The organism is Shimia aestuarii, from assembly GCF_900114635.1.
GTDB lineage: Bacteria > Pseudomonadota > Alphaproteobacteria > Rhodobacterales > Rhodobacteraceae > Shimia > Shimia aestuarii.
In genome coordinates this window covers 444,983-469,696 of sequence record NZ_FOTQ01000001.1, presented here as the reverse complement: position 1 = coordinate 469,696, position 24,714 = coordinate 444,983, and the positions used below count along the sequence as shown (strand labels likewise).

Annotated in this window: 24 protein-coding genes; 19 read left to right on the top strand and 5 right to left on the bottom strand. The window is 61.4% G+C overall.

Annotated features, from left to right (window positions below; genetic code table 11):
- Window positions 1-44 precede the first annotated feature (44 nt).
- A complete protein-coding gene (locus tag BMZ35_RS02340; protein WP_093090515.1) occupies window positions 45-512 on the top strand; it encodes an SRPBCC family protein in 468 nt (155 codons plus the stop codon).
- Window positions 513-516: 4 nt separating this feature from the next.
- Here BMZ35_RS02340 and BMZ35_RS02335 read toward each other — a convergent pair whose 3' ends face one another.
- Entirely contained in the window at window positions 517-1,356 is an 840-nt protein-coding gene (locus BMZ35_RS02335; protein WP_093090513.1) for a prephenate dehydratase, read from the bottom strand.
- Window positions 1,357-1,474: 118 nt separating this feature from the next.
- Between BMZ35_RS02335 and BMZ35_RS02330 the strand changes: the two genes are divergently transcribed.
- The 7 genes from BMZ35_RS02330 to BMZ35_RS02300 all read left to right on the top strand — a co-directional run bounded on the left by BMZ35_RS02330 (window position 1,475) and on the right by BMZ35_RS02300 (window position 9,158).
- Window positions 1,475-2,005 carry a c-type cytochrome gene (locus BMZ35_RS02330; protein ID WP_093090511.1) on the top strand — a complete coding sequence of 177 codons (531 nt, stop codon included), beginning with the start codon at window positions 1,475-1,477 and terminating at the stop codon, window positions 2,003-2,005.
- A 138-nt stretch (window positions 2,006-2,143) separates the two neighbouring features.
- Window positions 2,144-2,944, top strand: a complete 801-nt coding sequence (locus BMZ35_RS02325; protein WP_093090509.1) for a GNAT family N-acetyltransferase — start codon at window positions 2,144-2,146, stop codon at window positions 2,942-2,944.
- 180 nt (window positions 2,945-3,124) lie between these two features.
- Window positions 3,125-5,059 carry an extracellular solute-binding protein gene (locus tag BMZ35_RS02320; RefSeq protein WP_093090507.1) on the top strand — a complete coding sequence of 645 codons (1,935 nt, stop codon included), beginning with the start codon at window positions 3,125-3,127 and terminating at the stop codon, window positions 5,057-5,059.
- A gap of 7 nt (window positions 5,060-5,066) precedes the next feature.
- Window positions 5,067-6,173, top strand: a complete 1,107-nt coding sequence (locus BMZ35_RS02315) for a microcin C ABC transporter permease YejB (RefSeq protein WP_093090505.1) — start codon at window positions 5,067-5,069, stop codon at window positions 6,171-6,173.
- Window positions 6,173-7,279 (top strand): ABC transporter permease, encoded by a 1,107-nt coding sequence (locus BMZ35_RS02310; protein ID WP_093090503.1) that lies wholly within the window; start codon window positions 6,173-6,175, stop codon window positions 7,277-7,279. Before BMZ35_RS02315 ends, BMZ35_RS02310 begins: the two co-directional genes overlap by 1 nt.
- Window positions 7,276-7,572: a hypothetical protein gene (locus tag BMZ35_RS02305; RefSeq protein ID WP_093090501.1), complete on the top strand. Its 297-nt coding sequence runs from the start codon at window positions 7,276-7,278 to the stop codon at window positions 7,570-7,572. The genes BMZ35_RS02310 and BMZ35_RS02305 overlap by 4 nt, the downstream gene beginning before the upstream one ends.
- Window positions 7,569-9,158 carry an ABC transporter ATP-binding protein gene (locus BMZ35_RS02300; RefSeq protein WP_093090499.1) on the top strand — a complete coding sequence of 530 codons (1,590 nt, stop codon included), beginning with the start codon at window positions 7,569-7,571 and terminating at the stop codon, window positions 9,156-9,158. The genes BMZ35_RS02305 and BMZ35_RS02300 overlap by 4 nt, the downstream gene beginning before the upstream one ends.
- A gap of 66 nt (window positions 9,159-9,224) precedes the next feature.
- Here the strand turns inward: BMZ35_RS02300 and BMZ35_RS02295 are convergent, their stop codons facing one another.
- Together BMZ35_RS02295 and hemN are read right to left on the bottom strand one after the other, a co-directional pair.
- Window positions 9,225-10,148, bottom strand: coding sequence for an endonuclease/exonuclease/phosphatase family protein (locus tag BMZ35_RS02295; RefSeq protein WP_093090497.1), 924 nt, complete (start codon window positions 10,146-10,148; stop codon window positions 9,225-9,227).
- Between the two features lie 24 nt (window positions 10,149-10,172).
- Entirely contained in the window at window positions 10,173-11,528 is a 1,356-nt protein-coding gene (gene hemN / locus BMZ35_RS02290) for an oxygen-independent coproporphyrinogen III oxidase (RefSeq protein WP_093090495.1), read from the bottom strand.
- A gap of 58 nt (window positions 11,529-11,586) precedes the next feature.
- On the opposite strand from hemN, the gene fnrL reads away from it, so the two are divergent.
- Entirely contained in the window at window positions 11,587-12,339 is a 753-nt protein-coding gene (gene fnrL, locus BMZ35_RS02285) for a transcriptional regulator FnrL (protein WP_093090493.1), read from the top strand.
- 87 nt (window positions 12,340-12,426) lie between these two features.
- On the opposite strand, the gene BMZ35_RS02280 is transcribed toward fnrL, so the two are convergent.
- Window positions 12,427-13,266, bottom strand: a complete 840-nt coding sequence (locus BMZ35_RS02280) for a universal stress protein (RefSeq protein ID WP_093090491.1) — start codon at window positions 13,264-13,266, stop codon at window positions 12,427-12,429.
- Window positions 13,267-13,497: 231 nt separating this feature from the next.
- On the opposite strand from BMZ35_RS02280, the gene ccoN reads away from it, so the two are divergent.
- From ccoN to BMZ35_RS02250, 5 genes are all read left to right on the top strand, one after another.
- The gene (gene ccoN, locus BMZ35_RS02275) at window positions 13,498-15,099 is read left to right on the top strand and encodes a cytochrome-c oxidase, cbb3-type subunit I (protein ID WP_093090489.1); all 1,602 of its coding nucleotides are present in this window, start codon (window positions 13,498-13,500) and stop codon (window positions 15,097-15,099) included.
- Window positions 15,100-15,113: 14 nt separating this feature from the next.
- A complete protein-coding gene (ccoO, locus tag BMZ35_RS02270; protein WP_093090487.1) occupies window positions 15,114-15,842 on the top strand; it encodes a cytochrome-c oxidase, cbb3-type subunit II in 729 nt (242 codons plus the stop codon).
- A gap of 11 nt (window positions 15,843-15,853) precedes the next feature.
- Window positions 15,854-16,039, top strand: a complete 186-nt coding sequence (locus tag BMZ35_RS02265; protein ID WP_093090485.1) for a cbb3-type cytochrome c oxidase subunit 3 — start codon at window positions 15,854-15,856, stop codon at window positions 16,037-16,039.
- Window positions 16,036-16,908 carry a cytochrome-c oxidase, cbb3-type subunit III gene (ccoP, locus tag BMZ35_RS02260; protein WP_093090483.1) on the top strand — a complete coding sequence of 291 codons (873 nt, stop codon included), beginning with the start codon at window positions 16,036-16,038 and terminating at the stop codon, window positions 16,906-16,908. The genes BMZ35_RS02265 and ccoP overlap by 4 nt, the downstream gene beginning before the upstream one ends.
- Before the next feature lie 374 nt (window positions 16,909-17,282).
- On the top strand, window positions 17,283-18,185 hold the full coding sequence (locus tag BMZ35_RS02250) for a LysR family transcriptional regulator (protein ID WP_093090479.1): 903 nt from the start codon (window positions 17,283-17,285) through the stop codon (window positions 18,183-18,185).
- 10 nt (window positions 18,186-18,195) lie between these two features.
- Here the strand turns inward: BMZ35_RS02250 and BMZ35_RS02245 are convergent, their stop codons facing one another.
- The gene (locus BMZ35_RS02245; protein WP_093090477.1) at window positions 18,196-18,888 is read right to left on the bottom strand and encodes a DUF2270 domain-containing protein; all 693 of its coding nucleotides are present in this window, start codon (window positions 18,886-18,888) and stop codon (window positions 18,196-18,198) included.
- A 448-nt stretch (window positions 18,889-19,336) separates the two neighbouring features.
- Here BMZ35_RS02245 and BMZ35_RS02240 point away from each other — a divergent pair, with 448 nt between their 5' ends.
- From BMZ35_RS02240 to ccoS, 5 genes are all read left to right on the top strand, one after another.
- The gene (locus tag BMZ35_RS02240) at window positions 19,337-20,353 is read left to right on the top strand and encodes an AraC family transcriptional regulator (RefSeq protein ID WP_093090475.1); all 1,017 of its coding nucleotides are present in this window, start codon (window positions 19,337-19,339) and stop codon (window positions 20,351-20,353) included.
- 75 nt (window positions 20,354-20,428) lie between these two features.
- A complete protein-coding gene (ccoG, locus tag BMZ35_RS02235) occupies window positions 20,429-21,868 on the top strand; it encodes a cytochrome c oxidase accessory protein CcoG (RefSeq protein ID WP_093090474.1) in 1,440 nt (479 codons plus the stop codon).
- The gene (locus BMZ35_RS02230) at window positions 21,868-22,329 is read left to right on the top strand and encodes a FixH family protein (protein ID WP_207502872.1); all 462 of its coding nucleotides are present in this window, start codon (window positions 21,868-21,870) and stop codon (window positions 22,327-22,329) included. The genes ccoG and BMZ35_RS02230 overlap by 1 nt, the downstream gene beginning before the upstream one ends.
- A 3-nt stretch (window positions 22,330-22,332) precedes the next feature.
- The gene (locus BMZ35_RS02225) at window positions 22,333-24,519 is read left to right on the top strand and encodes a heavy metal translocating P-type ATPase (protein ID WP_093090470.1); all 2,187 of its coding nucleotides are present in this window, start codon (window positions 22,333-22,335) and stop codon (window positions 24,517-24,519) included.
- Window positions 24,520-24,528: 9 nt separating this feature from the next.
- Window positions 24,529-24,687 (top strand): cbb3-type cytochrome oxidase assembly protein CcoS, encoded by a 159-nt coding sequence (ccoS, locus tag BMZ35_RS02220; protein WP_093090468.1) that lies wholly within the window; start codon window positions 24,529-24,531, stop codon window positions 24,685-24,687.
- Window positions 24,688-24,714: the final 27 nt, after the last annotated feature.

The following is a 24,714-nucleotide window of genomic DNA, read 5'->3' as shown; positions in this document are numbered from 1 at the left end:
ATGGCGCAGGCCATGTAAACACCACAAAAGAGGGCAGAGCAGACATGGAATTCACCGCCAGGGAAGACATCGACGTCCCGATCGAACAAGCCTTTGAAATGGTGACGGATTTCGAACAGTTCGAGCGGGCCGCGCTGCGGCGCGGGGCCGAGGTGAGGCGGCTGGATGATCTCAACCGCCCCGGTGTCGGCGCAAAGTGGCAGGTCGAATTCAAGTTTCGCGGCAAGCCGCGCGAGATGGATCTGGACGTCACGGATTTCGACCGCCCCAACGAAATCAAGCTGCATGCCAAGATCCAGGGAATCGAATCGGACATGAAGATCGAGCTTGTCGCCCTGTCGCGCACCCGGACCCGGATCAATATCTGGACCGGGCTTTCGGCCAAGACGCTGTCGGCGCGGCTGTTGCTGCAATCGCTGAAACTGGCGCGCGGCACGCTGACTGAACGGCTTGAAAAACGCGTCACCGCCATGGGACGCGACATGGAAGACCGGTTCAGCCGGATTGCCTGATCCTTTAGCCGACGTCGCGCCCGCGCGCGGCGGGGTAGACGCCCAGAATGGTCACGTCATTGGTGAAATAGCGCAGCTCTTCCATCGCAAGGCGCACGTTGCGGTCCTCGGGGTGGCCCTCGATATCGGCGTAGAACTGGGTTGCGGTAAAGCTGCCGCCCACCATGTAGCTTTCCAGCTTGGTCATGTTGACGCCGTTGGTGGCAAAGCCGCCCATCGCCTTGTAGAGCGCCGCCGGGATGTTGCGCACCTCGAACACGAAGGTGGTCATCATGTTGGCGCCGGCGCGGCGTGAATAGTCCGGTTCCCGCGACATGATCAGGAAGCGCGTGGTGTTGTTGCTCTGATCCTCGATATGGCGCGCCAGCACGTCCAGCCCGTAGATCTCACCCGCCAGTTCCGAGGCCAGCGCCGCAAGGCTGGGGTCGCCCTTTTCGGCAACGTGTTTGGCCGATCCGGCGGTGTCGGCGCCGGTGATGCGGTGAATGCCGTATTCGCGCAGGAAGTCCTGGCACTGGCCCAGAAGGACAGTGTGCGAGATTGCGTTCTTCACCTCGGCCAGAGGTGTGCCGGGCAGGGCCAGAAGGTTGATATGCACGCGCACGAAGGCTTCGTCGATGATGTGCAGGCCCGAGTCGGGCAACAGCGAGTGAATGTCCGCGACGCGCCCGTAGGTGGAGTTTTCCACCGGCAACATGCCCAGTTCGGCACGGCCCGATTTGACGGCGTCGATCACGTCTTCAAAGGTCCGGCAGGGCATCGCCTCCATGTCGGGGCGTGCGTCGCGGCACGCCTGATGCGAGTAGGCACCGGGTTCCCCCTGGAAGGCGATACGATGGGTCATTTCTGTCAATTCCGTGTGTTTGGCGCCCCTTGGGCGTTTGGTCGCGGTAACTATACCTTGCGTTCGCTTAGGGGAAGCGGATAGATACCCCGCAAACGCCACGAGATGGAAACGTAGCATGTTCGACACGATGACAATGACGAAAGTCCTGGGTGCCTTCTGTGGCGCTCTGCTGATTTACCTTTTGGGCGCCTGGGCCGCCGAAACGATCTATCACACCGGCCCGTCCGGCCATGGCGACGGCCATGCCCAGCAGGCCTACGTGATCGAGGTCGAGGGCGAAGAAGGTCACGGTGCCGCCGAAGAAGAAGCCGGCCCGACGCTGGAAGAGCTGCTGGCATCGGCCGATGTTGCCAAGGGCGCCAAGGCGTTCAGCAAATGCAAGGCCTGCCACAAGATCGAAGATGGCGCCAACGCCACTGGCCCGCACCTTTACGGTGTTGTCGGCCGTGCCGTCGGCTCGGTTGACGGGTTTGGCTATTCGGGCAACCTGGTGGCGGTTGCCGACACCTGGTCCCCGGAGAACCTTGATGCATTCATCGAGAACCCAAAAGGTTTCGCGCCCGGTACCAAAATGTCGTTCTCGGGCATGAAGAAGGCCAGCGACCGCGCCAACCTGATTGCCTATCTGGACAGCCTCGACGACTGATCCGGTCCGGGTTCAAGTTAGAAAAGGCCGCTGCGCAACCGCAGCGGCCTTTTTCGTGCCTGCTTTCGCTTCGCCCCGATACAAGACAGGTTCTTTCGCGTTTGTTAATCTCTTCGCCAACGCAGGTGGAGAAGATTCATGACCGGCCAGATATCGCCCTTTTACGGTTCCTTGGAAATCCAGCAGCTGCAAGCCGCGCAAGACGCGCAGGTCGCAGAGCTGGCCAATGTGGCCGGTGCGGTCGTCCATGCCCGCGTGTTTTCCAGCGACGATCCCGAAGCGCTTGGCTGGTCCCGCCTGCGTGAGATTATGGCTGATCAGGGCAGGATCACCTTGCGGGGAGTGGACAGTGCCACCATTGAGCGCGCCAAGGAAGAGTTGAGCGGTTTCGCACCTAGCCTGCATTTCTGGGATTTGTTCATGGCCGACGCCCGGACGATCCGTGACGTGTGCGGACCGATCGTGGCGCAAGGCATACCCGAGCCCCTTGCGCGGGTCCCTGATGATTTGCTGACCCCCGAAAAAATCCGCGAGGTGCAGGTATTTCTGACGGATCAGGGTGTGTCTCCTTTTTCTACCAACGCGCTACGGGGCGATCTTTTTCCAGCAAAGCTTGCGGTTTTGGAGCATGGCGACGGGCGTATTGGGGCCGCTGGATTCGCCGCCATGACCCACAACCGGCACAGCGTTTTCGCTGATGCGGCGTGGGTTGGCTTGATTGCGGTTGATCCGGACCTTCGCGGGCTGGGCCTTGGCAAGACGATCGACGCGATCTGCAACCTGATTGCCGTCGAGGAGCTTGGGGCCAAACACACGATGGAATTCGTCGCCACCGACAATGTCCCGTCGCGCGCCATGCTTGAAAGCTGTGGTCTGCGGCAGGTTGAGGGCAAATCGGTGGTCATGTTTTCAACTTCGGATGAGCGGCTGACGCGCTGAGCGCGGAGGTGTGTGGGCAAAACAAGAGAACGTACAGGTTCAGTTTCGGAAATCAGAGCGGCAAGGGGGCTGGTCGCGGCGCTTTCACGCCTTGTTGACGCATTCGGAACTTGAATGTCGGGGGCAAGCACCCTTAGCTAGGGGTCAACAAAAAGACGACCAACCGTCAGGGGAAACGCCATGATCCGAGCCCGTGTTGCGTGCAGCAGACTTCATTCGCTTGAAACCCTGAGCCGATGGCTTGTGGCCGGGGCTGCCGCGTTGGGATTGATGGTGGCGGGACAGAGTGCGCGCGCCGAAGGTGACGGGGTCATTCGCAGCCATGGTTATTCCTATTTCGGGGACCTGACATACCCGGCGGATTATCCGCATTTCGACTATGTGAACCCGGAGGCGCCCAAGGGGGGCGAGATCGCGCTCTGGGCGCCGGGGACGTTTGATTCCCTGAACCCCTATAGCCGCAAGGGGCGGGCCGGGCGTTATAGCTGGATGATGTATGAGAGCCTTCTTGGGGATGCGCCCACCGGGGGTGGGATGCCGGCGGATGTCTATGGCGAATCCTATGGGCTTCTGGCCGAGCGGCTGGAATATGACGAGGGCAAAACCTGGGTGATCTTTTACATGCGGCCAGAGGCGAAGTTCTCGGACGGCACGCCGGTGACGGCGCATGACGTCGTGTTTTCGCACAACCTGCTTCTGGAACAGGGGCTGCCGTCTTATGCGCAGGCGGTGAAGAAACGGGTGCTGAGTTCGGAGGCGCTGGACGATCACACGGTCAAGTTCACCTTTGCCGAGGGGATTTCGCGCCGCAGCCTGATTGATCAGGTGGGCGGGGTGCCGGTGTGGTCGCAGAAATGGTTTGAAGAGACCGGCGCGCGGCTGGATGAGCCGCGTCTGGATGCCTCGCCCGGATCGGGGCCCTATATCGTGGACAGCTACGAGGTGAACCGGCGGATCGTTTACAAGCGCAACCCGGACTACTGGGGCTGGCATTTGCCGATCAACAAGGGGCGGCACAATTTCGACCGCATCCGCATCGAGTATTTTGCCGATGACTCGGCCGCGTTCGAGGCGTTCAAGGCCGGGGAATACACGTTCCGTGCGGAAGGGAACTCGAAGCAATGGGCGACGGGCTATGACTTTCCGGGCATCGACAAGGGCTGGGTGAAGAAGGAAGAGCTGCCCGATGGCACGCCGCCGACGCCGTCGGGGATCGTGTTCAACCTTGGCAAGGAGGTCTTGCAGGACCGCCGGGTGCGCGAGGCGATCACGCTAGCCTATAATTTCGAATGGACCAATGAATCGCTGCAATACGGGTTGTTCAAGCAGCGCAATTCCTTTGTCGAGGGCGCGCCGCACGAGGCCAAGGGGGTGCCTGAGGGTAAGGAGCTTGCCCTGTTGCAGAGCCTTGGTGACCTTGTGCCGGAAGAAATCCTGACGGAACCGGCGGTGGTTGCGCATGAATCGAGCCCCAAGCGGGAAGTGGACAGGCGCAACCTGCGCGCGGCCTCGAAGCTGTTGGATGAAGCAGGCTGGGAAGTGGGTGATGACGGCATTCGCCGCAATGCCAAGGGCGAGAAGCTGACGCTGGTCTTCCCGTACCCGTCGTCGGCCTCGGCCACCTTGGGTGCGTTTATCGAGGTGTTTGTACAGAACCTTCAGCGCATGGGCGTGGACGCCAAACAGGACAAGGTGGACCCGGCGCAATATACGCTGCGCGAACGCGAGCGGGATTACGACCTGATCTTTGACAGCTATGTCGCGTTCCTCGACACGGGCACCGGGCTGCATCAGCGCTATGGCTCGGCAGAGGCGGCGTTTTCGCTCTTTAACCCGGCGGGGCTGGCCAGCCCGTTGGTGGACAGGATCATCGACATCTCGCTTGAGACCGAGACCCGCGAGGACCGCGATGTGGCGCTGATGGCGCTGGATCGGGTGCTGCGCTGGGAGCGGTTCATGATCCCGGTCTGGTACAATGACAGCGTGTGGGTCGCCTATTATGACCAGTATGAATATCCCGACCCGCTGCCGACCTATGCGCTGGGCGAGCTGGATTTCTGGTGGTTCAATGCGGAAAAAGCGGCTCGGCTCAAGGCCGAAGGCGCGTTGAGGTAATCCCGCCATGGGCGCCTATATTCTTCGCAGGCTTCTGCTGATCATCCCGACGCTTTTGGGGATCATGATCATCAACTTCACGCTGGTACAGTTCGTGCCCGGTGGTCCGGTCGAGCAGGTCATTGCCCAGATGCAGGGGCAGGGCGACGTGTTCGAAGGCTTTGCCGGGGGCGGGCAGGATGCCGGCAACCTTCAGAACGAGGAGTTCGCCGGGAGCGCTGGGGGCAACAGTAAGTATGCCGGGGCGCAGGGGCTGCCACCGGAGTTCATTGCACAGCTCGAAAAGGAATTCGGCTTTGACAAGCCGCCGCTGGAGCGGTTCCTCGGCATGATGGGCAACTACCTGACGCTGGATTTTGGCGAGAGTTATTTCCGCAAGATCAGCGTGACGGATCTCGTGCTGGAAAAGATGCCGGTGTCGATCACGCTGGGGCTTTGGTCGACGTTGATTGCGTATCTGGTGTCGATCCCGCTGGGCATCCGCAAGGCGGTCAAGGATGGATCGCCCTTTGATACATGGACGAGCGGCGCGATTATCGTGGCCTATGCCATTCCGGGGTTCCTGTTTGCGATCATGTTGTTGGTGCTGTTTGCGGGCGGGTCATACTGGAAGCTGTTCCCCTTGCGGGGGTTGACCTCGGACAATTTCGAAGAGCTGACGATGATCGGCAAGGTGCTGGATTACTTCTGGCATATCACGCTGCCGGTGATCGCCTCGACCATCGCGGCCTTTGCCACGCTGACGCTTTTGACGAAGAACTCGTTTCTGGACGAGATAAAGAAGCATTATGTGATGACGGCGCGGGCCAAGGGGCTGAGCGAGAACCGGGTGCTTTACGGGCATGTGTTCCGCAATGCGATGCTGATCGTGATTGCAGGCTTTCCGGCGGTGTTCATCGGTGTGTTCTTTGGCGGGTCGGTCCTCATCGAGACGATCTTTTCGCTGGACGGTCTCGGGCGGCTCGGGTTCGAGGCGGCCGTGGCGCGGGATTACCCGGTGATCTTCGGCACGCTGTTCATCTTTGGCCTGATTGGCCTCGTGGTCGGCATCCTGTCGGACCTGATGTACGTGCTGGTCGATCCGCGGATTGATTTCGAGCGGAGGGAAGGCTGATGGCGTTGTCCCCTCTCAATCAGCGCCGCTGGCGCAATTTCAAACGCAACCGGCGGGCGTTCTGGTCGCTGATCATCTTTTCGGTGGTGTTTTTCGTGTCGCTCTTTGCCGAGGTGCTGGCCAATGACAAGCCGATCCTCGTCAACTATCGCGGCGAGTATTTCACGCCGGTGTTCAGGTTCTACCCCGAAACCACCTTTGGCGGGGATTTCAAGACCGAGGCCGATTACAAGGACCCGGTGGTGCAATGCCTGATCGCGACCGGGGGCGTCGAGTTCTGTTTTGATGAGCCGGAAGAGATTATCGAAGAGGTCAAAGCGGGCAGCTATGCCGAGGATGGGTTTGAAAAGGGCTGGGCGCTCTGGCCGCTCATTCCCTATAGCTATGACACGCCGGTGGATCGCCCCGGTGCGGCCCCTTTGCCGCCGAACGCGCAGAACTGGCTGGGCACGGATGACCGCAAGCGCGATGTGGTGGCCCGCGTGCTTTATGGGTTCCGCCTGTCGATCCTGTTCACGTTGATGGTGACGACGCTGGCCAGCGTCGTCGGGATTATTGCGGGCGCGGTGCAGGGGTATTTCGGTGGATGGGTCGATCTGATCTTTCAGCGGGTGATCGAAATTTGGGGCGCGACCCCGAGCCTTTATATCATCATCATCCTGTTCGCGGTGCTGGGGCGCAGTTTCTGGCTGCTTGTGTTCCTCACGGTGCTGTTTGGCTGGACCGCTTTGGTGGGCGTGGTGCGGGCCGAGTTCCTGCGGGCGCGCAACCTTGAATATGTGCGCGCGGCCAAGGCGCTGGGCGTGAGCAACCGGGTGATCATGTTCCGGCATATGCTGCCCAATGCGATGGTGGCGACGGTGACGATGCTGCCCTTTATCGTGACGGGCACGATCTCGACCCTTGCGGGGCTGGATTTCCTTGGTTTCGGCCTGCCCTCGACGGCGCCGAGCCTTGGGGAGCTGACGCTTCAGGCCAAGCAGAACCTGCAGGCGCCGTGGCTGGGCTTCACCGCGTTTTTCACCTTTGCCATCATGCTGTCGCTTCTGGTCTTCATCTTTGAAGGCGTGCGCGATGCGTTTGACCCGAGAAAGACGTTTTCATGAGCGCGCCGGTCTGTAACAGCAAGCTGCAATGTCAGCGCAATGGGCTGGCGGGGACGGCGGCGTTCCTGTCGGCCGTGATCCTTGGCTGGGCCGGGTATGACGTCTATGGCGCGGGGCTGTCGCTGTCTGCGGCGGCGATGTTTGTCACGCTTTTGGCCCCGGTCTGGTTGTCGGTTGGCTATGTCGCGGTGATGCGCTGGCAGGCGCGGGCAGTTGGCTGGGTTGGCCTTGCCATTGCGGCGGGCGGGACCGCGTGGGGTGTCTTTGTCCTCAACGGAGTGACGCGTCTATGAGCATTCTCGAAGTCAAAGACCTGCGTGTCGGGTTCCGGCAGGACGGGCGCGTGGTGCCGGCGGTCAAGGGCGTGTCGTTCACGGTGGATCGCGGCGAGACGGTGGCCCTGGTGGGCGAGTCCGGGTCGGGCAAATCGGTGACGGCGTTGTCGACTGTGTCGCTGTTGCCCGCAAGTGCCGAGATCAACGGGTCGGTGACCTATGACGGGCAGGAGATGATTGGCGCGGACGAGGCGCGGCTGCGCGAGGTGCGGGGCAATGACATCTCGTTCATTTTTCAGGAGCCGATGACGTCCCTGAACCCGCTGCATACACTGGAAAAGCAGCTGGCCGAGAGCCTTGCCCTGCATCAGGGGATCGTGGGCGATGCGGCGCGGGCGCGGATCATCGAGTTGATGGAAAAAGTCGGCATTCGCGATGCGGAAAACCGGCTGGGGGCCTATCCGCACCAGTTGAGCGGTGGGCAGCGGCAGCGGGTGATGATCGCCATGGCGCTGGCCAACAAGCCCGACATCCTGATCGCTGACGAGCCGACGACGGCGCTGGACGTGACCATCCAGGCGCAGATCCTTGAGCTTCTGGCAGATTTGAAGGCCGAAGAAGGGATGGGGCTTTTGTTCATCACCCATGACCTTGGGATCGTGAAACGGATCGCGGACAAGGTCTGCGTGATGAAGGATGGCGAGATTGTCGAGGCCGGGCCGGTGGCCGAGATTTTCGCCGATCCCAAGCATCCCTATACGAAGAAGCTTTTGAGCGCGCGGGCTGTGGGTGCGCCGGACCCGGTGGAAGAGAATGCGCCGGTGGTGGCCAAGACGGATCACCTCAAGGTCTGGTTCCCGATCCAGCGCGGGTTCTTCAAGAAGACCGTGGGCCATGTGAAGGCGGTCAATGACGCGACAATTTCGGTGCGGGCCGGGGAGACGCTGGGCATCGTGGGCGAAAGCGGGTCGGGCAAGACCACGCTTGCGCTGGCGATCATGCGGTTGATTGCCTCTGAGGGTGGGATCACCTTTGACGATCGCGATGTGCGCAAATGGTCGACGCGCGAGCTGCGCTCGTTGCGCAAGGACATGCAGATCGTGTTTCAGGACCCGTTCGGGAGCCTGTCGCCGCGCATGACCTGTGAACAGATCATTGCCGAGGGGCTGGGCGTGCATGGCAACCCGGATGGGCGCCCGACGCAGGAATTGGTGGCGGAAGTGATGGAGGAGGTCGGGCTCGATCCGGCGACGATGCATCGTTATCCGCACGAGTTTTCCGGCGGGCAGCGGCAACGGATCGCGATTGCGCGGGCGATGATCCTGCGGCCCAAGCTGGTGGTGTTGGATGAGCCGACCAGCGCGCTTGATATGACGGTGCAGGTGCAGATCGTGGACCTGTTGCGCAATCTGCAGCGCAAATACGGGCTGGCCTATCTGTTCATCAGCCATGATTTGCACGTGGTGCGCGCCATGTCTCACAAGATCATGGTGATGAAGGCGGGCGACGTGGTGGAGCAGGGCGAGGCGCAGGCGCTGTTCAATGCGCCTCAGACCGAGTACACGCGCAATCTTTTGGCGGCGGCGCCGGATTTGTTCAGCTGAGTTGCGGGCGGCGCGTGCGGGACGCCTCCGGCGGGAGTATTTTTGGCAAAAAGAAGAGGGGGCGGGTCAGAGCCCCTTGAGGTCGATCATGATCAGCCCGTGGTCCGAGGCGTGGGGGCGGTGGGTGCCGACCGTGTCGAGGCGGGCGCCCGTGTGGCGGCGGGCTTCGAAGCCCAGCCCCTCGCGCAGGATGGTTGGGGTTGCGCTCGGAAAGCGTTGGGCCAGCGCGGGAGAGGCCAGCATCACGTCAGACGCGGTGTAGAAATCGCCGATGGGGCCGGGATAGCTCCAGCGATCCTTTTCCGGCAGACGGTCAGAGAGGTCGACGGAAAAGCTGCCGCGCAGGGGTTTGGAAGCCCCGTGCCCGGCGCGGGCTTCGTTGAGATCGCCAAGGATCAGCCAGAGCGCGTTTTGTGGGTCGGGAAAACGGGTTTCGATGATGTGGCGGATCGCCAGCGCTTCGAGGTGGCGGGTCTGGAAGGTGGCGGTGGTGTCCGGGTAGGGCGCCTTGAGGTGACACAGGAACAGCGACAGGCCGGGCAGGGCGACTTCAAGGCAATCGCGGCGCAGGATCGGCGCGTCGGGGTTGACGTTTTCGGGTGTTGGGAGGCCCGCGCGGCGCGGCGTGAGGTTGGCGTGGCTGATCACGGCAAGCGGGTTGACGCGGGACAGCAGAGCAACGTCAAAGCCGCGCCCGTCATTGCCGGGCAGGCAGTGGCGGTGGGGATAGGGGGCGCAGCCTGTGTCGCGCAGGTATGTGTCGTGGAAATGGTCGAGCGTGTCCTGATCGAACACTTCCTGAAGTGCCACCACGTCGGCGTTGGCCTTGGCCAGAAGTGCGGCGGTCAGAGCGCGGTCATAGCTGTCGAGTTGATCGGCGGCGGGTCCGGTGTCTTCGGGCAGATCACGATCACGTGCCCCATCGAGGCGCGGACCCGAAGGTCCGCGCCTGAGGCGCATGTTCTGCACGTTGAAACTGGCAAGCCGCATCGCATTCCCCGGGTTCGGGGCGGATCAGATGGCCGAGCTGTGACCCGCCTTGTCGAGATCATAGGCATCGAGCGCGCGGGCGACCATACGTGTCAGCGGGCGCGCGTCTGGCGGGATGAAAAGCCCGTCGGGTCCATGGGTCAGCATGCCGGGAAACTGTGCCATCACATCGTCATACATGGCGTTGAGACGGTCCGGCGTGATCCCGAACGTGTCGATGATCTCGGCCGAGTTGATGCGGAAATCGCACATCAGGGCTTCGATCATGCGGCCGCGCAGCTTGTCCTCTGCGGTGAATACATGCCCGCGCGAGGTGGTGAAGGCGCCGTCGCGGATACGGCCCGTATAGGCCGAGGTGGCCGGGGCGTTCTGGGCGTAGCCCTGCGGGAAGCGGGCAATCGAGGAGGCCCCGACACCGATCAGCACATCGGCGGTGTCGTCGGTATAGCCCTGGAAATTGCGGCGCAGGGTGCCGTTTTCCAGTGCCACGGAAAGACCGTCTTCCCTGGTCGCGAAATGGTCGATGCCGATCTCGACGTAATTGTCCCACATGAACAGCTTGCGCGCGGTTTCAAACAGGGCAAGACGTTCCTGCGGTGTGGGCAGGGCATCCGACGGGATCATCTGCTGACGCTTGGCCATCCACGGCACATGGGCATAGCCATAAAGCGCGACGCGATCGGGCGAGAGCGACAGGAGTTTCTGGACGCTTTCGGTGATCCGGGCCTGTGATTGGTGCGGCAGGCCAAAGAGGATGTCGGCGTTGAGGCTTTTGACACCGTGGGCGCGAATCGCTTCGACCGCGTCGCGGGTGATGTCGTAGCCCTGAATGCGCCCGATGGTCTTTTGAATTTCGTCGTCGAAATCCTGAACCCCGATGGAGGCGCGGTTCATGCCCGCCTTGGACAGCACCGCGAGGCGGGCATCGTCGATCTCGTTGGGGTCGATCTCGACCGAGAATTCGCCATTCTCCGCCATGGGGGCGACATCGAAGATGGCCCCCGCGAGGTCTTCCATCATGCCCGGTTCCAGCAGGGTTGGCGTGCCGCCACCCCAATGCAGGCGCGAGAGCGTAACACCTTCGGGTAACGTGTCTTTGAGCAGTTTCAGCTCGGCTTTCAGCGTTTCCACATAGGCGGCCACGGGCGAGGCGCTGGCGGTGCCCTGGGTCCGGCAGGCGCAGAACCAGCAGAGGCGCCGGCAGAACGGCACGTGCACATAAAGCGAGACCTGGCTTGCGACCGGAATGGCGCGTATCCAGGAAGCATAGGTTTCGGGCGTCACGTCATTGTTGAAATGAGGTGCCGTCGGGTAGCTGGTGTAGCGCGGCACTTTTGCGTCGAACAGTCCCAGCTTTGCCAATTGAGTTTTCGTTTCCATAAGATTACGCTTAGCCGCAGACAGTCAGGGCTATCCTTGACCCAGATCAAGCGCGAACATGAACAAACTGAACGACGATGTACTCCATATCTCGCAGGATTGCGGGAACTGTCCGATACGGCATCGGGCGGTTTGTGCCCGCTGTGAGAGCGACGAGTTGGAGCAGCTTGAGGAAATCAAGTATTACCGGAGCTTCGAAGCCGGCCAAACCGTGATCTGGTCTGGGGACCGGATGGATTTTGTCGGCTCGGTGGTGTCGGGAATCGCGTCGCTGACGCAGACGATGGAAGACGGGCGCACGCAGATGGTCGGCCTGCTGCTGCCGAGCGACTTTGTCGGGCGGCCCGGACGGATGGCGGCGGCTTATGACGTGGTGGCCACCACGGACATGGTGATGTGCTGTTTCCGCAAGAAGCCGTTTGAGCTGATGATGGAGCAGACGCCGCATATCGCGCAACGCCTGCTTGAAATGACTCTCGACGAGCTGGACGCGGCGCGCGAATGGATGCTGGTGCTGGGTCGCAAGACCGCGCGCGAGAAGATCGCGAGCCTGTTGTCGATCATTGCCCGCCGCGATGCGACGCTGAAGCTTGACGGGATGCAGGGGCCGCTGGTGTTTGATTTGCCGCTGACCCGCGAGGCGATGGCGGATTACCTTGGCCTGACGCTGGAGACGGTGAGCCGGCAGATGTCGGCGCTCAAGCGGGACGGGGTGATTGAACTGCAAGGCAAGCGGCATGTGACCATCCCCGATTTCTCGCGCCTGTTGAACGAGGCCGGGGACGATGCCGATGGCGGGATCATGGCCTAGGCTTCTTGCCGGATGCGTCACAACAAGAAAAGCCGCCCGGTTGGGCGGCTTTTGTCGTTCAGGGGCAAAGCGCTGCGGGGCGTTGGCTTAATGTGCGAGGAAGACCGGGATGTCGGCCTGTTCCAGCATGTTGCGCGTGGCGCCGCCGAGAATGGCTTCGCGGAAGCGCGAGTGGCCATAAGCGCCCATGACCATCATCTCGGTCTCGGTATCGCGCGCGTGGCGCAGGAGGATGTCCGAAATGCGGGGCAGGGTCTTGGACAGCACGTCGACCTCGACGCGCACGCCATGGCGCGACAGGAATTGCGACAGGAGACCGCCGGGATCGGAGCGGTTGGGGCCGTGGGTGGGCGGATCGACCACGACCACGCGCACGAGATCGGCAGCCCGCAGGAAAGGCAGGGCGGCCCGCACCGCGACCAGCGCCTCGGAGCTTTCGTTCCAGCCGATGGAAATGGTCCGGGGTTGGGTGAGCGCGGGTTTGTCGTCGGGCACCATCAGCACTGGGGCCTGGCCTTCGAACAGCGCCGCTTCCAGCGTCGGTTCAAGCTCGGCGCCGCGGTCGTCGCCATAGGGTTTGGGCAGGATCACCAGATCAGCGAACCGGGCATGGGCCGCGACATGGCGCCCGAGATCGGCAATCTGGGCGACGCCCGAGTCGGTGGCCCAGCGAATGCCGGAGCCCTTGAGCAGGGCCTTGGCGCCGTCCTCGATACTCTGGGATTCCGTTTGAGCCTGATTCAGAGTTTCCTGCAGAATCATGGCGTTGGCGCCAGCGTAATAGTAGCCTGCCTGGCTGCGATCCACGCCAAGGCACAGCACGTCGTAATGGGCATCCTGCCTTCCGGCCAGCGCGATGCCCTGCGCAATCGGACCTTCGGCCAGATCGGAGTTGGTCAGCACCGACAGCAACGATTTGTAGGCCATATTGGCACTCCCGTGATATTGATAAGCTATATGCGATATGCAAGTTTTCATGTGGGGCGTCGAGCAACCCCGAGTGGACATCCCTGATAGGGACGCATTTCAGAAAACCGTGCTTTGATGCAGATCAAGGCAAAGTTTACGCTGCAGCCGCAAAAAGCGGTCAGTCTGAAACAGCCGAGGTGCGTGCGAGTCGTGCCTTGGAAAAGACGTAAAAGACGTAAGGGACGCAAAATGGTTAATTATATCAAGCTGATCGCGCTTGGTCTCATCACGCTTCTGGCGATGATGGCGGCCAACTACGCGCGCGATGTGGCTTACCTGGTACATGCCCTCATTGTGACGGCAGTATCTGGTGGCCTGTTTATCTGGACCCTGCGGAGGGTTGGCACCACCGTGTCGCACCCGCAGGACGAATATTTCGACTCCGTGGTGCGCGCCGGCGTGATCGCGACCGCCTTTTGGGGCGTTGTCGGCTTTCTGGCAGGCGTTTTCATCGCTTTCCAGCTGGCATTTCCGGCACTGAACTTTGAATGGGCACAGGGCTATGCCAACTTTGGCCGCCTGCGTCCGCTGCACACCTCGGCCGTGATTTTCGCCTTTGGTGGTAACGCTCTGATCGCGACCTCGTTCTACGTGGTTCAGCGCACCAGCGCGGCACGCCTCTGGGGCGGCAACCTTGGTTGGTTCGTGTTCTGGGGCTACCAGCTCTTCATCGTTCTCGCGGCCACCGGCTATCTGCTGGGCGGCACACAGTCGAAGGAATACGCGGAACCCGAATGGTATGTTGACCTGTGGCTGACCGTCGTCTGGGTGGCCTATCTCGCCGTTTTCCTCGGCACGATCATCAAGCGGAAAGAACCCCACATCTATGTGGCGAACTGGTTCTACCTGTCGTTCATCGTGACCGTGGCCATGCTGCACCTCGTGAACAATGCCACCATCCCGGTGTCGATCTTCGGTTCGAAATCGGTGATCGTCTGGGCCGGTGTTCAGGATGCGATGACCCAGTGGTGGTACGGCCACAACGCTGTGGGCTTCTTCCTGACGGCAGGCTTCCTTGGCATGATGTACTATTTCATCCCGAAACAGGCGGAACGCCCCGTGTTCTCGTACAAGCTGTCGATCATCCACTTCTGGGCGCTGATCTTCATCTACATCTGGGCTGGTCCGCACCACCTGCACTATACCGCGCTGCCTGACTGGGCGTCGACGCTGGGCATGGTGTTCTCGGTTGTGCTGTGGATGCCGTCCTGGGGTGGCATGATCAACGGTCTGATGACGCTTTCGGGCGCATGGGACAAGCTGCGCACCGACCCGGTGATCCGCATGATGGTGATCTCGGTAGGCTTCTACGGCATGTCGACCTTTGAAGGTCCGATGATGTCGATCCGCGCCGTGAACTCGCTGTCGCACTACACCGACTGGACCATTGGTCACGTGCACTCGGGTGCTCTTGGCTGGAACGGCATGATCACCTTTGGTGCCCTGTACTTCCTGGTTCCTGTTCTGTGGAAACGTGAGCGCCTCTACTCGCTGACACTCGTCAGCTGGCACTTCTGGCTCGCCACCATCGGTATCGTGCTTTACGCCGCGTCGATGTGGGTCACGGGCATCATGGAAGGCCTGATGTGGCGTGAAGTGGACGCAAACGGCTTCCTCGTGAACTCGTTCGCCGACACCGTTGCCGCGAAGTTCCCGATGTACGTTGTTCGTGGTCTGGGTGGACTTATGTTCCTCGCTGGTGCCGTGATCATGTGCTACAACCTGTGGATGACTGTACGGAAGTCGCCGGCCAAAGAGTCGAGCCTTTCCGTTGCGGTCCCGGCTGAATAAGGAGGGCCGGAGCAATGGCAATTCTCGATAAACATAAAATCCTCGAGACCAACGCGACCCTCCTGCTGATCTTCAGCTTCCTGGTCGTAACCATCGGCGGCATCGTGCAGATCGCACCGCTGTTCTGGCTGGAAAACACCATCGAAGAGGTGGAGGGCATGCGTCCCTACACCCCGCTTGAGATGGCCGGTCGCGAAATCTATATCCGTGAAGGGTGCTATGTCTGTCACAGCCAGATGATCCGCCCGATGCGTGACGAGGTCGAGCGTTATGGTCACTACTCGCTGGCGGCGGAGTCGATGTACGACCACCCGTTCCAGTGGGGGTCCAAGCGGACCGGGCCTGACCTGGCGCGCGTGGGTGGCCGTTACTCGGACGACTGGCACGTTGACCACATGCGCAACCCGCAGTCGGTGGTGCCCGAGTCGGTGATGCCGAAGTATGGCTTCCTCGAGAAGAAGAAGATCGACGGGAAGTATATCGGTGATCTCATGGCAACCAATGCCATCGTGGGTGTGCCCTATACTGAAGACATGATCGCCAATGCGCAGGCCGACTTTATGGCCCAGGCAGATCCCGACAGCGACTATGACGGGCTGCTGGAACGCTATGGCGAGAAGGTCAACGTACGCAACTTTGACGGCCAGCCCGGCGTGTCCGAGTTGGATGCGATGATCGCCTATCTTCAGATGCTGGGTACTCTGGTCGACTTCTCGACCTTCACCCCTGATGCGTCGCGGTAAGGAACGGGAAGATGGAAACATATTCCCTTCTGCGTGAGTTTGCCGACAGCTGGATGTTGCTGTTCCTGTTTGCCTTCTTTATCGGAATCATCCTTTGGGTGTTCCGTCCGGGGGCAAGCAAGGAATACCGCGAAACCGCGGACATCCCGTTCCGGCACCAAGACAAACCCGCCACGGACGAGGAGGCGAGGACATGAGTAAGAAACCTGTTCAAAAAGGTAACCAGGTCGAAACGACCGGCCACAGCTGGGACGGGATCGAAGAGTACAACAACCCGCTTCCCAAGTGGTGGGTCTGGATCTTCTACGCCTGTATTGTTTGGGGGATCGGCTATTCCATTGCCTATCCCGCATGGCCCGGCATCAAGGGTGCAACCGCTGGCGTTCTGGGCTTTTCGACCCGCGCCAACGTGCAGGCCGACATTGATGCGGCAGCTGCCAAGCTGGCGCCGATCAATGCCAAGCTGGAAGCGGCGGAGCTGACCGAGATCGCGAATGACGCGGAGCTGAGCGCCTATGCGGTTTCCGCAGGTTCGGCCGTGTTCAAGACCTGGTGTGCCCAGTGTCACGGCTCGGGTGCTGCCGGTGCCAAGGGCTATCCCAACCTGCTGGACAACGACTGGCTGTGGGGTGGCGACATCGAGTCGATCCACACCACGATCACCGTTGGTATCCGCCAGCAGGCGGACGCGGACAACGACTATCTTCGTCAGTCCGAGATGACTGCCTTTGGTGACCTTCTGGAAGCCGAGCAGATCGACGCTGTGGTCAACTATGTGATGTCGCTTTCGGGTGACGCACAGGATGCCTCCAAGGTGGCCGAGGGTGCCGTTGTCTTTGAAGAGAACTGTGCCTCGTGTCACATGGAAGACGGCACTGGCGACCGCAGCCAGGGCGCGCCGAACCTGACGGATGCGATCTGGCTCTATGGCGGTGACTATGCCACCATCAGCGAGACCGTTGTCGGGGGCCGCAAGGGCGCAATGCCCGCGTGGAACGAGCGTCTGAGCGAAGCGCAGATCCGTGCCGTTGCGACCTATGTTCATGGACTGGGTGGCGGCGAATAAGCCTGCTGTCGAAGGCAAGGGAAAAGGGGCCGCTGTCGCGGCCCCTTTTTCATTTTCGGCCCTGCCCTTTTGGGTCCCCCGGCTTTTTCAGCGGGAAAGGTTGGGCAAGGTGGGGGTGGTAGACGATCGGGTCGATCATGCAACTGGCCGGATGTCAGCGGTTGTCACGCGCATGGCGATTGCCCCTGAAACGGTGATGGGAAGCGTCCCAGCGCCGGGCGCGGGGATCGCGAAAGGTCGCCGCGTGAATGAAATCTGATAGAATGAACAACATGTAAGCCTCCTGAGATTTGGGGTTTGTGCCTTGAAATGTGTATGTTTCAGGATAAAACTGCGAGTCAGAAAGCCTGCCAATATGTAAGCTAAAATTAAGTATGGACTGGACAGATCTGCCACCGTTGAACGCTGCTCGCGCCTTTGCTGCCTATGCTGACAAGGGTTCGCTTCAGGCGGCGGGCGCGGCGTTGAATGTCACCCACGCGGCGATCAGCCAGCAAATCCGGCAGTTGGAGGCGCATCTGGACCTGCGGTTGCTCGATCGGACGGGGCGCGCGGCAGTACTGACCCCGGATGGGCAGTTGTTGGCGGATGCGTTGCTGGGAGGCTTTGGCGCGATGGCGCAGCGGGCCCGCGAGCTTCGCCAACAGGACCGGGCGCGGCCCCTGCATGTCACCACGACGCCAACCTTTGCTGCGAACTGGCTGATGCCGCGCCTGCCGGATTTCCGGCAGAAACACCCCGAAATCGACATCATGATTGATCCGAACCCGAACCTGTCCGATCCCGCACCCGGCGGGATTGATATCGGGATCCGCTATGGCAATGGGGACTGGCCGGGTCTCGAAAGCGAGATGTTGTTGCAGACGTCGATCGCCGTCGTGGCGGCACCGTCGTTGATCGGGACGCGGGATGCGGCCACGCCGCAGGACCTGGTGCAGTTTCCGTGGCTGCAGGAACTCGGCACGTCGGAAAGCTCGATGTGGCTTGAAGATAACGGAGTGCCGGAGACGGCGACGGCGGGCATGGTGCATCTTCCCGGCAACCTCTTGCTGGATGCGGCGCGCAGTGCCCAGGGGGTTGCTGTCACGGCACGGGCCTGGGTGGAAGAGGATTTGCGCAGCGGGCGGCTTCGGTTGCTGTTCGAGGATGCGCGGCGCAAGGGATATCATATCGTCGTGGGCCCTGCGTCCTTGCGCCCGGTGGCCCGGTCGTTTCGGATGTGGCTGCGCGGGCAGGGGCGCAAGGCGCACCCTGCCAGCCGCCCGGCGCAGGGTTGAAGGCGTTGGGCTAGCCCATCGAGGTTTGCGTGCCACGCGCGCGGGCTTTTTGCGCATCAGCGCGGCTGCTCCAGACCGCCAACCCGGCCCATGCCAAGATGTAGAGCACGGTGAACGCAACGATGGCTTCGCCCGGTATCGGGCCGATATCGGCGCGACGCAGGGCTTCTTCGAAACTTGTCACCGGGGTGGGGTGCACGGCGATCTTGCCGGCAAAGGCAAGGGACTGGATCAGCAGAATCCACAGGTAGTTGCGTCGGATGCGCCGCCCGATCGCGGTCAGGAAGCTGACATGGTAGGCCGGGCGCATGTAGTCGCTGGCAAGGGTTTTCTGCCAGTTTTCTTCCATGTGAAGGTCGCCGTCATGCAGAAGCGGGGCGTAGAAATGGGTCTCCATCCAGCGCGCCCGAGCCCGCCAGACGTTGAAGTAGCGATAGCGCCTCGCCTCGAGGATCAGGAAGAACACGATCAGCACCCCGACCAGCACCAGCGGCAGGGGAGAGGCGTCGGGTTCGGCAAAGGAAATTGACAGGGCCACGCCCAACGTCACGACGGACCAGTTGGTGGTCGTGTCGAGTCGGGTGCGCCAGATGGTACTTCGATAAACCTCACCCCGGTAAAGATGGGCCACTGCGCCGATTTCGGCTGCGGTGAGGGTTTTGCGTTCGTCTTGCGGGGCAACGGGGCTGTCGGGGTCTTGCATGTTCAATTCTTTGCATGGTGGGCAGGAGCGGTCAAAGCTTTGAAAGGTGCGGGGCGCAGTTTTGAAAAGATGCACGCGAAATGCCTTTATTTTTAAGGGAAAAATGCGGGGATTTCTGTGGCCGACTTGACAGAGATCAAGTCACGGCGGGTTGAATCGGCGCAGTATGGCGTCAACGGAGCCAGAACGGGACATCCCGCAAGGTTCTGAGAGAAACCCCTGTTGCTGGTGCAGATGGGGTCATAGGTATCGGTCTTCCCGTCCTGTTCGCGCGTTTCCTGGGAAGGCCGGTACCTTTTTCTTTTCCCGACATGGATGATCGCTCGCACAAGTGTGACTTGCATTTTGCGTCAAACTGCTTGCGGATTGTGCCAGGGTCGCGCGTGACACTGGGTTTGCGGCGCCGGATGCCGATATCATCGGGGCACAGGGCCTCGCGGAGAGTACCATGCAAAAACAGACGCGATACGCGATTTCGAATTCGACAGTCCAGGCCTGTCGCATTCTGGGCGTGGATCCGGGGCGGGTGTTGCGCCGGGCCGGGGTGCCGCAGGCGGTGTTGCAGGACACGGGGCTGGGTGTGACCGCGGTGCAGTTCTTTGCGATCTGGGACGCGCTCATGGAAGAATGTGACCGGCCGGGCTTGCCGATGGAATTGGCTCGGATGCTCGCGCGCGGGCCGTTCGAACCGGCGCTGTTCGCGTTCTCCTGCAGTCCGGATGTTTTGACAGGACTGGAACGGCTGGCGATCTTCAAGCCATTGGTGGCGCCGGTGCGGTTGTTGGTGAAACCAAGCCCGGAAACGGTGACTCTTGAAGTCTCGACGGGAGAGGCCGCGATTGGCAAGCCGATGGCGATGGCTGCGTTCGAGCTTGTTTATTTCATCGAGATCTGTCGCAATTTCACTGGGGCGGACATTGTGCCGCTCAAGCTGGAGATGCCGAAACTGATGCCGGACCAGGCCGAGTATAACCGTTATTTCGGCCGCCGCGTGGTATTGGGGAGCGAGGTGCGGTTGACGCTGTCGCGCGCGGATGCGCAGCGCCCTCTGATTTCGGAGAACCCGGAACTGTGGGCCGGATTCGAGCGTGACCTGACCCGACAACTGGCACAACGCCAGCGCAACATGGCAATGTCAGAGCGGGTTCGCGATGCCCTGCTGGAATTGCTTCCGGCGGGGCAGGCGACGGTGGATGCCGTCTGTGCCCGCCTGTTGACCAGCCGCAGAAGCCTGCAACGGCGTCTCAAGGAAGAAGGCAAGACATTTCAAAGAGTTCTGGACGCAACGCGTGAAGATCTGTCGATGCACTATCTCAGGAGCGGGGATCTGAGTGTCGAGGAAATTTCGTTCCTTCTGGCCTATCGCGATCCCAACTCGTTTTACCGCGCTTTCCAGAGCTGGACCGGTCTCACCCCCAAACAGGTGCGCGACGCGGGGCAAAAAGTGGATCAAAACCTACATTAAAGATGTGGCATTTGATGCAGGTCAAAGTGTGAACGTGTTAAGATTGGGAAAAGGGCCACACCCAATTTCCAATGCGTGAGTGATTCCGTGAGCAGTAATCCCGAGCCATCCCTTTACGCGGCCCGCGAGCCGATTTTTCCCAAACGAGTGAAAGGCAAATTCCGGAACCTTAAGTGGTACATCATGGCAATCACGCTGGGGATTTATTACCTCACGCCGTGGATTCGCTGGGACCGGGGGCCGAGCCTTCCGGATCAGGCTGTTCTGCTTGATCTTGCCAACCGCCGTTTCTTCTTTTTCATGATCGAGATCTGGCCGCACGAGTTCTATTTCGTGGCCGGGTTGCTGATCATGGCCGGGCTTGGATTGTTCTTGTTTACCTCGGCTTTGGGCCGGGTCTGGTGCGGCTATGCCTGTCCACAGACCGTTTGGACGGACCTGTTCATCCTCGTGGAGCGATGGATCGAGGGTGACCGCAACGCGCGTTTGCGCCTGCATCGCCAGAAAAAGTGGGACTTTCGCAAGTTCCGTCTGCGGCTTACGAAGCTGATCGTGTGGATTTTTATCGGTCTCGCAACGGGTGGGGCCTGGGTGTTCTATTTCACTGATGCACCGACGCTGATGGTGGATTTGCTGAACGGCACGGCGCATTCGATTGCCTATACCACGATCGCAGTGATGACCTTTACCACCGTGTTCTTTGGTGCCTTTGCGCGGGAACAGATCTGTATCTATGCCTGCCCGTGGCCGCGGATTCAGGCCGCGATGATGGACGAAGACACGCTGACCGTGGGCTATCGCAGCTGGCGCGGCGAGCCGCGCGGCAAGGGCAAGCGGACCAAGGACACCGAGCTGGGCGATTGTATCGACTGTATGGCCTGTGTGAACGTCTGCCCGGTGGGGATCGACATCCGTGACGGGCAGCAGTTGGAGTGCATCACCTGCGCGCTGTGTATCGACGCCTGTGACGAGATGATGGAAAAGGTCGGCAAGCCGCGCGGTCTGATCGACTATCTCGCGGTTGGGGATGAAGAGTGGGAAACCGCGGGCAACGCGCCGCGCAGCATCTGGAAACACCACTTCCTGCGTCCACGGACCGTGCTTTATACTGCGCTCTGGTCCTTGGTGGGTGTGCTTCTGGTCGTGGCGCTGTTCGTGCGCAAGGACATTGAAATCACGGTGGCCCCGGTGCGCAACCCGACCTATGTGACCCTGTCGGACGGCTCGATCCGCAACACTTACGAAGTGCGGTTGCGCAACAAGCATGGCGAAGACCGCCCGTTCCGCCTGTCAGTCAAGGGTGATCCGTCGCTGCGCGTGGACCTTGAGGGCACACCCTACGAAGTTGTAACCGTACCAGCGGACTCGATGAAATTGCAGCGTGTCTATGTGGTTGCGCCCAAAGGTTCGGTGCCGGCCGAAAACGACCGCACGGAATTCCGCTTCTGGGTGGAAGACACGAGCAATGGAGATCGTGTACATAACGACACGGTGTTCAACGGAAGGAAGAACTGATGTCAAAGCGCGAATTCACCGGACGGCATGCGCTGATGGTGTTTGTCGGGGCGTTCGGGGTGATCATCGCGGTCAACCTGGCCCTGGCGTGGAACGCAGTGGCGACGTTTCCGGGGCTGGAAGTCAAGAATTCGTATGTCGCCAGCCAGCAATTTGACGAAAAGCGCGACGCGCAGGAGTCATTGGGCTGGCAGGTGGCAGCGCGGGCCACGGGCGGGTTGCTGATCCTGTCGATCACGGATGCCTATGGCAAGCCGGTCGAGGTGGCCGAGCTGGACGCTGTTCTGGGGCGGGCGACTCATGTGAAGGATGACGTGAAGCCTAGCTTCGAGTTTGACGGGCAGTTCTATGTGGCCCCGGCAGAGCTTGCGCCGGGCAACTGGAACATCCGCATGACCGCCAAAGCCAAGGATGGTACGATGTTCCAGCAACGGGTCGTCCTGAACGTGATCAAGGGGTAAGACATGACCGCTGCGATGCGTCCCAACATGTCGGCCTGCCCAGCCTGTGATGCCGCCCCGGCCGCCGAAGCGCTGGCCGAACAGGAGGCGCAGCAGGACGCGCATCTCGCGCTGTCGGTGCCCGGGGTGCATTGCGCCCTGTGCATCAGCACGATCGAAGGTGCGCTGACGCGGGTGCCGGGGGTCAAGTCGGCGCGGGTGAACCTGACGCTGAAACGGGCGACGATCGAAGCCGAAGCGGATGTGACGGCGGAGGACATGGTGCGGGTGCTGGATGGCATCGGCTATGAGGCGCACGAACTGGATGCCGGAACGCTGAGCGCGACCAAGACCGACAAGGCGGGGCGTGATTTGTTGATGCGGCTGGCGGTGGCGGGATTCGCGTCTATGAACGTGATGCTCTTGTCGATCTCGGTCTGGTCCGGGGCCGAGGCGGCCACGCGTGATCTGTTCCACTGGATTTCGGCGGCGATTGCCCTGCCGACCATCGTGTTTTCGGGACGGCCTTTTTACGTGAGTGCCTGGGGCGCGCTGAAGCATCGCCGTCTCAACATGGATGTGCCGATTGTGCTGGCGATTGTGCTGGCTGTGGTGACGTCGCTTTGGGAAACTGCGCTGAGCGGGGAACATGCCTATTTCGACGCGGCGCTGGCGCTGGTATTTTTCCTGCTGGCGGGCCGGTATCTGGATTATCGCACGCGGGCCGTGGCGCGCTCGGCGGCCGAGGAATTGGCGGCGCTGGAAGTGCCGCGGGCGGTGCGGGTGCGCGATGGTGTCGAAGAGACCGTGCAGGTCAGCGAATTGGCCGTGGGTGACCTCGTGCTGGTGCGCCCCGGTGGACGGATGCCGGTGGATGGCGAGATCGTCGAGGGGCAGTCGGAGCTGGATCGCTCGCTGTTGACCGGGGAAACGCTGCCTGTATTTGCCGAGCCGGGGCTGGTCGTGAGTGCGGGGGAAGTGAACCTGACCGGGCCGCTGGTTGTGTGCGCGACGGCGGTGGGGCAGGAAACCAGCCTGCACCGGATGGCGGATCTTGTGGCGATCGCGGAATCGGGGCGGTCGAATTACACATCGTTGGCGGACAAGGCGGCCAAGCTTTATGCGCCGGGGGTGCATATCCTGTCCGCGCTGAGCTTTGTGGGCTGGTATCTTTACACCTTTGATATGCGCACCGCGCTCAATATCGCGGCGGCGGTTCTGATCATCACCTGTCCCTGTGCGCTGGGGCTGGCGGTGCCAGCCGTGACCACCGCAGCGTCGGGGCGGCTTTTCCGCAAGGGGATGCTGATCAAGGACGCGACTGCGCTCGAGCGGTTGGCGCAAGTCGATACGGTGGTGTTTGACAAGACCGGCACGCTGACGGCGGGGACGCCGCAACTGACCAACCTTGAGGATTTCTCGCAAGAGGAGTTGGGCGTTGCATTGGCGCTTGCCATGGGGTCGTCGCACCCGCTCAGCCGGGCCTTGGCGGACGCGGCACAGGCGGAGGGCGTGCGTCCGGCGCGGGTGAGTGAAATCGAGGAAGTGCCGGGATATGGCGCGCAGGGCAAGCTTGATGGCAGGCTGGTACGGCTGGGCCGGGCGAGCTGGGTCGGGGCGGAGCCGTCGGCGCAGACAGCGGCGTTTCTGTCGCTGGGCGCAGGGCAGGCCAAGGGGTTTCTGTTTGCAGACAGCCTGCGCGCGGGTGCGGAGGCGGCGGTCGAGGCGCTCAAGGCCGATGGCAAGGAGGTGATCCTGTTGTCGGGCGATACGGCGGGCGCGGTGGAAGACCTTGCCAAACGTTTGGGGATCGCACGCTGGGTGGCGGAAGCCTTGCCCGAGGACAAGGCGCGCCGGGTGCAGGCTTTGGCCGATGACGGCAAGCATGTGTTGATGGTGGGCGATGGGCTGAACGACACGGCGGCGCTGGCAGCCGCGCATGTGTCGATCTCTCCAGCCTCTGCGCTGGATGCAGCGCGGGTGGCATCGGATATCGTTCTTCTGGGCGGGGATCTGAGCCCGATTGGCGATGCGCTGACCACGGCGCGGTCGGCCACGAAACGCATTCGCGAGAATTTCCAGATCGCGACGGTCTACAACGTGATCGCCGTGCCGCTGGCGGTGGCTGGATTGGCAACGCCGCTGATCGCGGCCTTGGCCATGTCCCTGTCTTCGATTACTGTGTCGCTGAACGCGCTGCGCCTGAGGTAAAGACAAACGATGCAGATTCTGGCCTATCTGATCCCGATTTCTCTCGTGCTGGGCGGCGTGGGTCTTTTGGCCTTTGTCTATACGGTCAGGACCGACCAGTATGACGATCCCGAGGGCGATGCACAGCGCATCCTGTCGGGACAGTATGACGACAAACCCAAAAGCTGATTGAAGCGAGCCTTGGCGGCGCGAAAC

Excerpts from the sequence above, each read along its gene's own strand:
- BMZ35_RS02340 (WP_093090515.1), top strand. The coding sequence starts at position 45 with ATGGAATTCACCGCCAGGGAAGACATCGACGTCCCGATCGAACAAGCC.
- BMZ35_RS02335 (WP_093090513.1), bottom strand. The coding sequence starts at position 1,356 with ATGACCCATCGTATCGCCTTCCAGGGGGAACCCGGTGCCTACTCGCAT.
- BMZ35_RS02330 (WP_093090511.1), top strand. The coding sequence starts at position 1,475 with ATGTTCGACACGATGACAATGACGAAAGTCCTGGGTGCCTTCTGTGGC.
- BMZ35_RS02325 (WP_093090509.1), top strand. The coding sequence starts at position 2,144 with ATGACCGGCCAGATATCGCCCTTTTACGGTTCCTTGGAAATCCAGCAG.
- BMZ35_RS02320 (WP_093090507.1), top strand. The coding sequence starts at position 3,125 with ATGATCCGAGCCCGTGTTGCGTGCAGCAGACTTCATTCGCTTGAAACC.
- BMZ35_RS02315 (WP_093090505.1), top strand. The coding sequence starts at position 5,067 with ATGGGCGCCTATATTCTTCGCAGGCTTCTGCTGATCATCCCGACGCTT.
- BMZ35_RS02310 (WP_093090503.1), top strand. The coding sequence starts at position 6,173 with ATGGCGTTGTCCCCTCTCAATCAGCGCCGCTGGCGCAATTTCAAACGC.
- BMZ35_RS02305 (WP_093090501.1), top strand. The coding sequence starts at position 7,276 with ATGAGCGCGCCGGTCTGTAACAGCAAGCTGCAATGTCAGCGCAATGGG.
- BMZ35_RS02300 (WP_093090499.1), top strand. The coding sequence starts at position 7,569 with ATGAGCATTCTCGAAGTCAAAGACCTGCGTGTCGGGTTCCGGCAGGAC.
- BMZ35_RS02295 (WP_093090497.1), bottom strand. The coding sequence starts at position 10,148 with ATGCGGCTTGCCAGTTTCAACGTGCAGAACATGCGCCTCAGGCGCGGA.
- hemN (WP_093090495.1), bottom strand. The coding sequence starts at position 11,528 with ATGGAAACGAAAACTCAATTGGCAAAGCTGGGACTGTTCGACGCAAAA.
- fnrL (WP_093090493.1), top strand. The coding sequence starts at position 11,587 with ATGAACAAACTGAACGACGATGTACTCCATATCTCGCAGGATTGCGGG.
- BMZ35_RS02280 (WP_093090491.1), bottom strand. The coding sequence starts at position 13,266 with ATGGCCTACAAATCGTTGCTGTCGGTGCTGACCAACTCCGATCTGGCC.
- ccoN (WP_093090489.1), top strand. The coding sequence starts at position 13,498 with ATGGTTAATTATATCAAGCTGATCGCGCTTGGTCTCATCACGCTTCTG.
- ccoO (WP_093090487.1), top strand. The coding sequence starts at position 15,114 with ATGGCAATTCTCGATAAACATAAAATCCTCGAGACCAACGCGACCCTC.
- BMZ35_RS02265 (WP_093090485.1), top strand. The coding sequence starts at position 15,854 with ATGGAAACATATTCCCTTCTGCGTGAGTTTGCCGACAGCTGGATGTTG.
- ccoP (WP_093090483.1), top strand. The coding sequence starts at position 16,036 with ATGAGTAAGAAACCTGTTCAAAAAGGTAACCAGGTCGAAACGACCGGC.
- BMZ35_RS02250 (WP_093090479.1), top strand. The coding sequence starts at position 17,283 with ATGGACTGGACAGATCTGCCACCGTTGAACGCTGCTCGCGCCTTTGCT.
- BMZ35_RS02245 (WP_093090477.1), bottom strand. The coding sequence starts at position 18,888 with ATGCAAGACCCCGACAGCCCCGTTGCCCCGCAAGACGAACGCAAAACC.
- BMZ35_RS02240 (WP_093090475.1), top strand. The coding sequence starts at position 19,337 with ATGCAAAAACAGACGCGATACGCGATTTCGAATTCGACAGTCCAGGCC.
- BMZ35_RS02230 (WP_207502872.1), top strand. The coding sequence starts at position 21,868 with ATGTCAAAGCGCGAATTCACCGGACGGCATGCGCTGATGGTGTTTGTC.
- BMZ35_RS02225 (WP_093090470.1), top strand. The coding sequence starts at position 22,333 with ATGACCGCTGCGATGCGTCCCAACATGTCGGCCTGCCCAGCCTGTGAT.
- ccoS (WP_093090468.1), top strand. The coding sequence starts at position 24,529 with ATGCAGATTCTGGCCTATCTGATCCCGATTTCTCTCGTGCTGGGCGGC.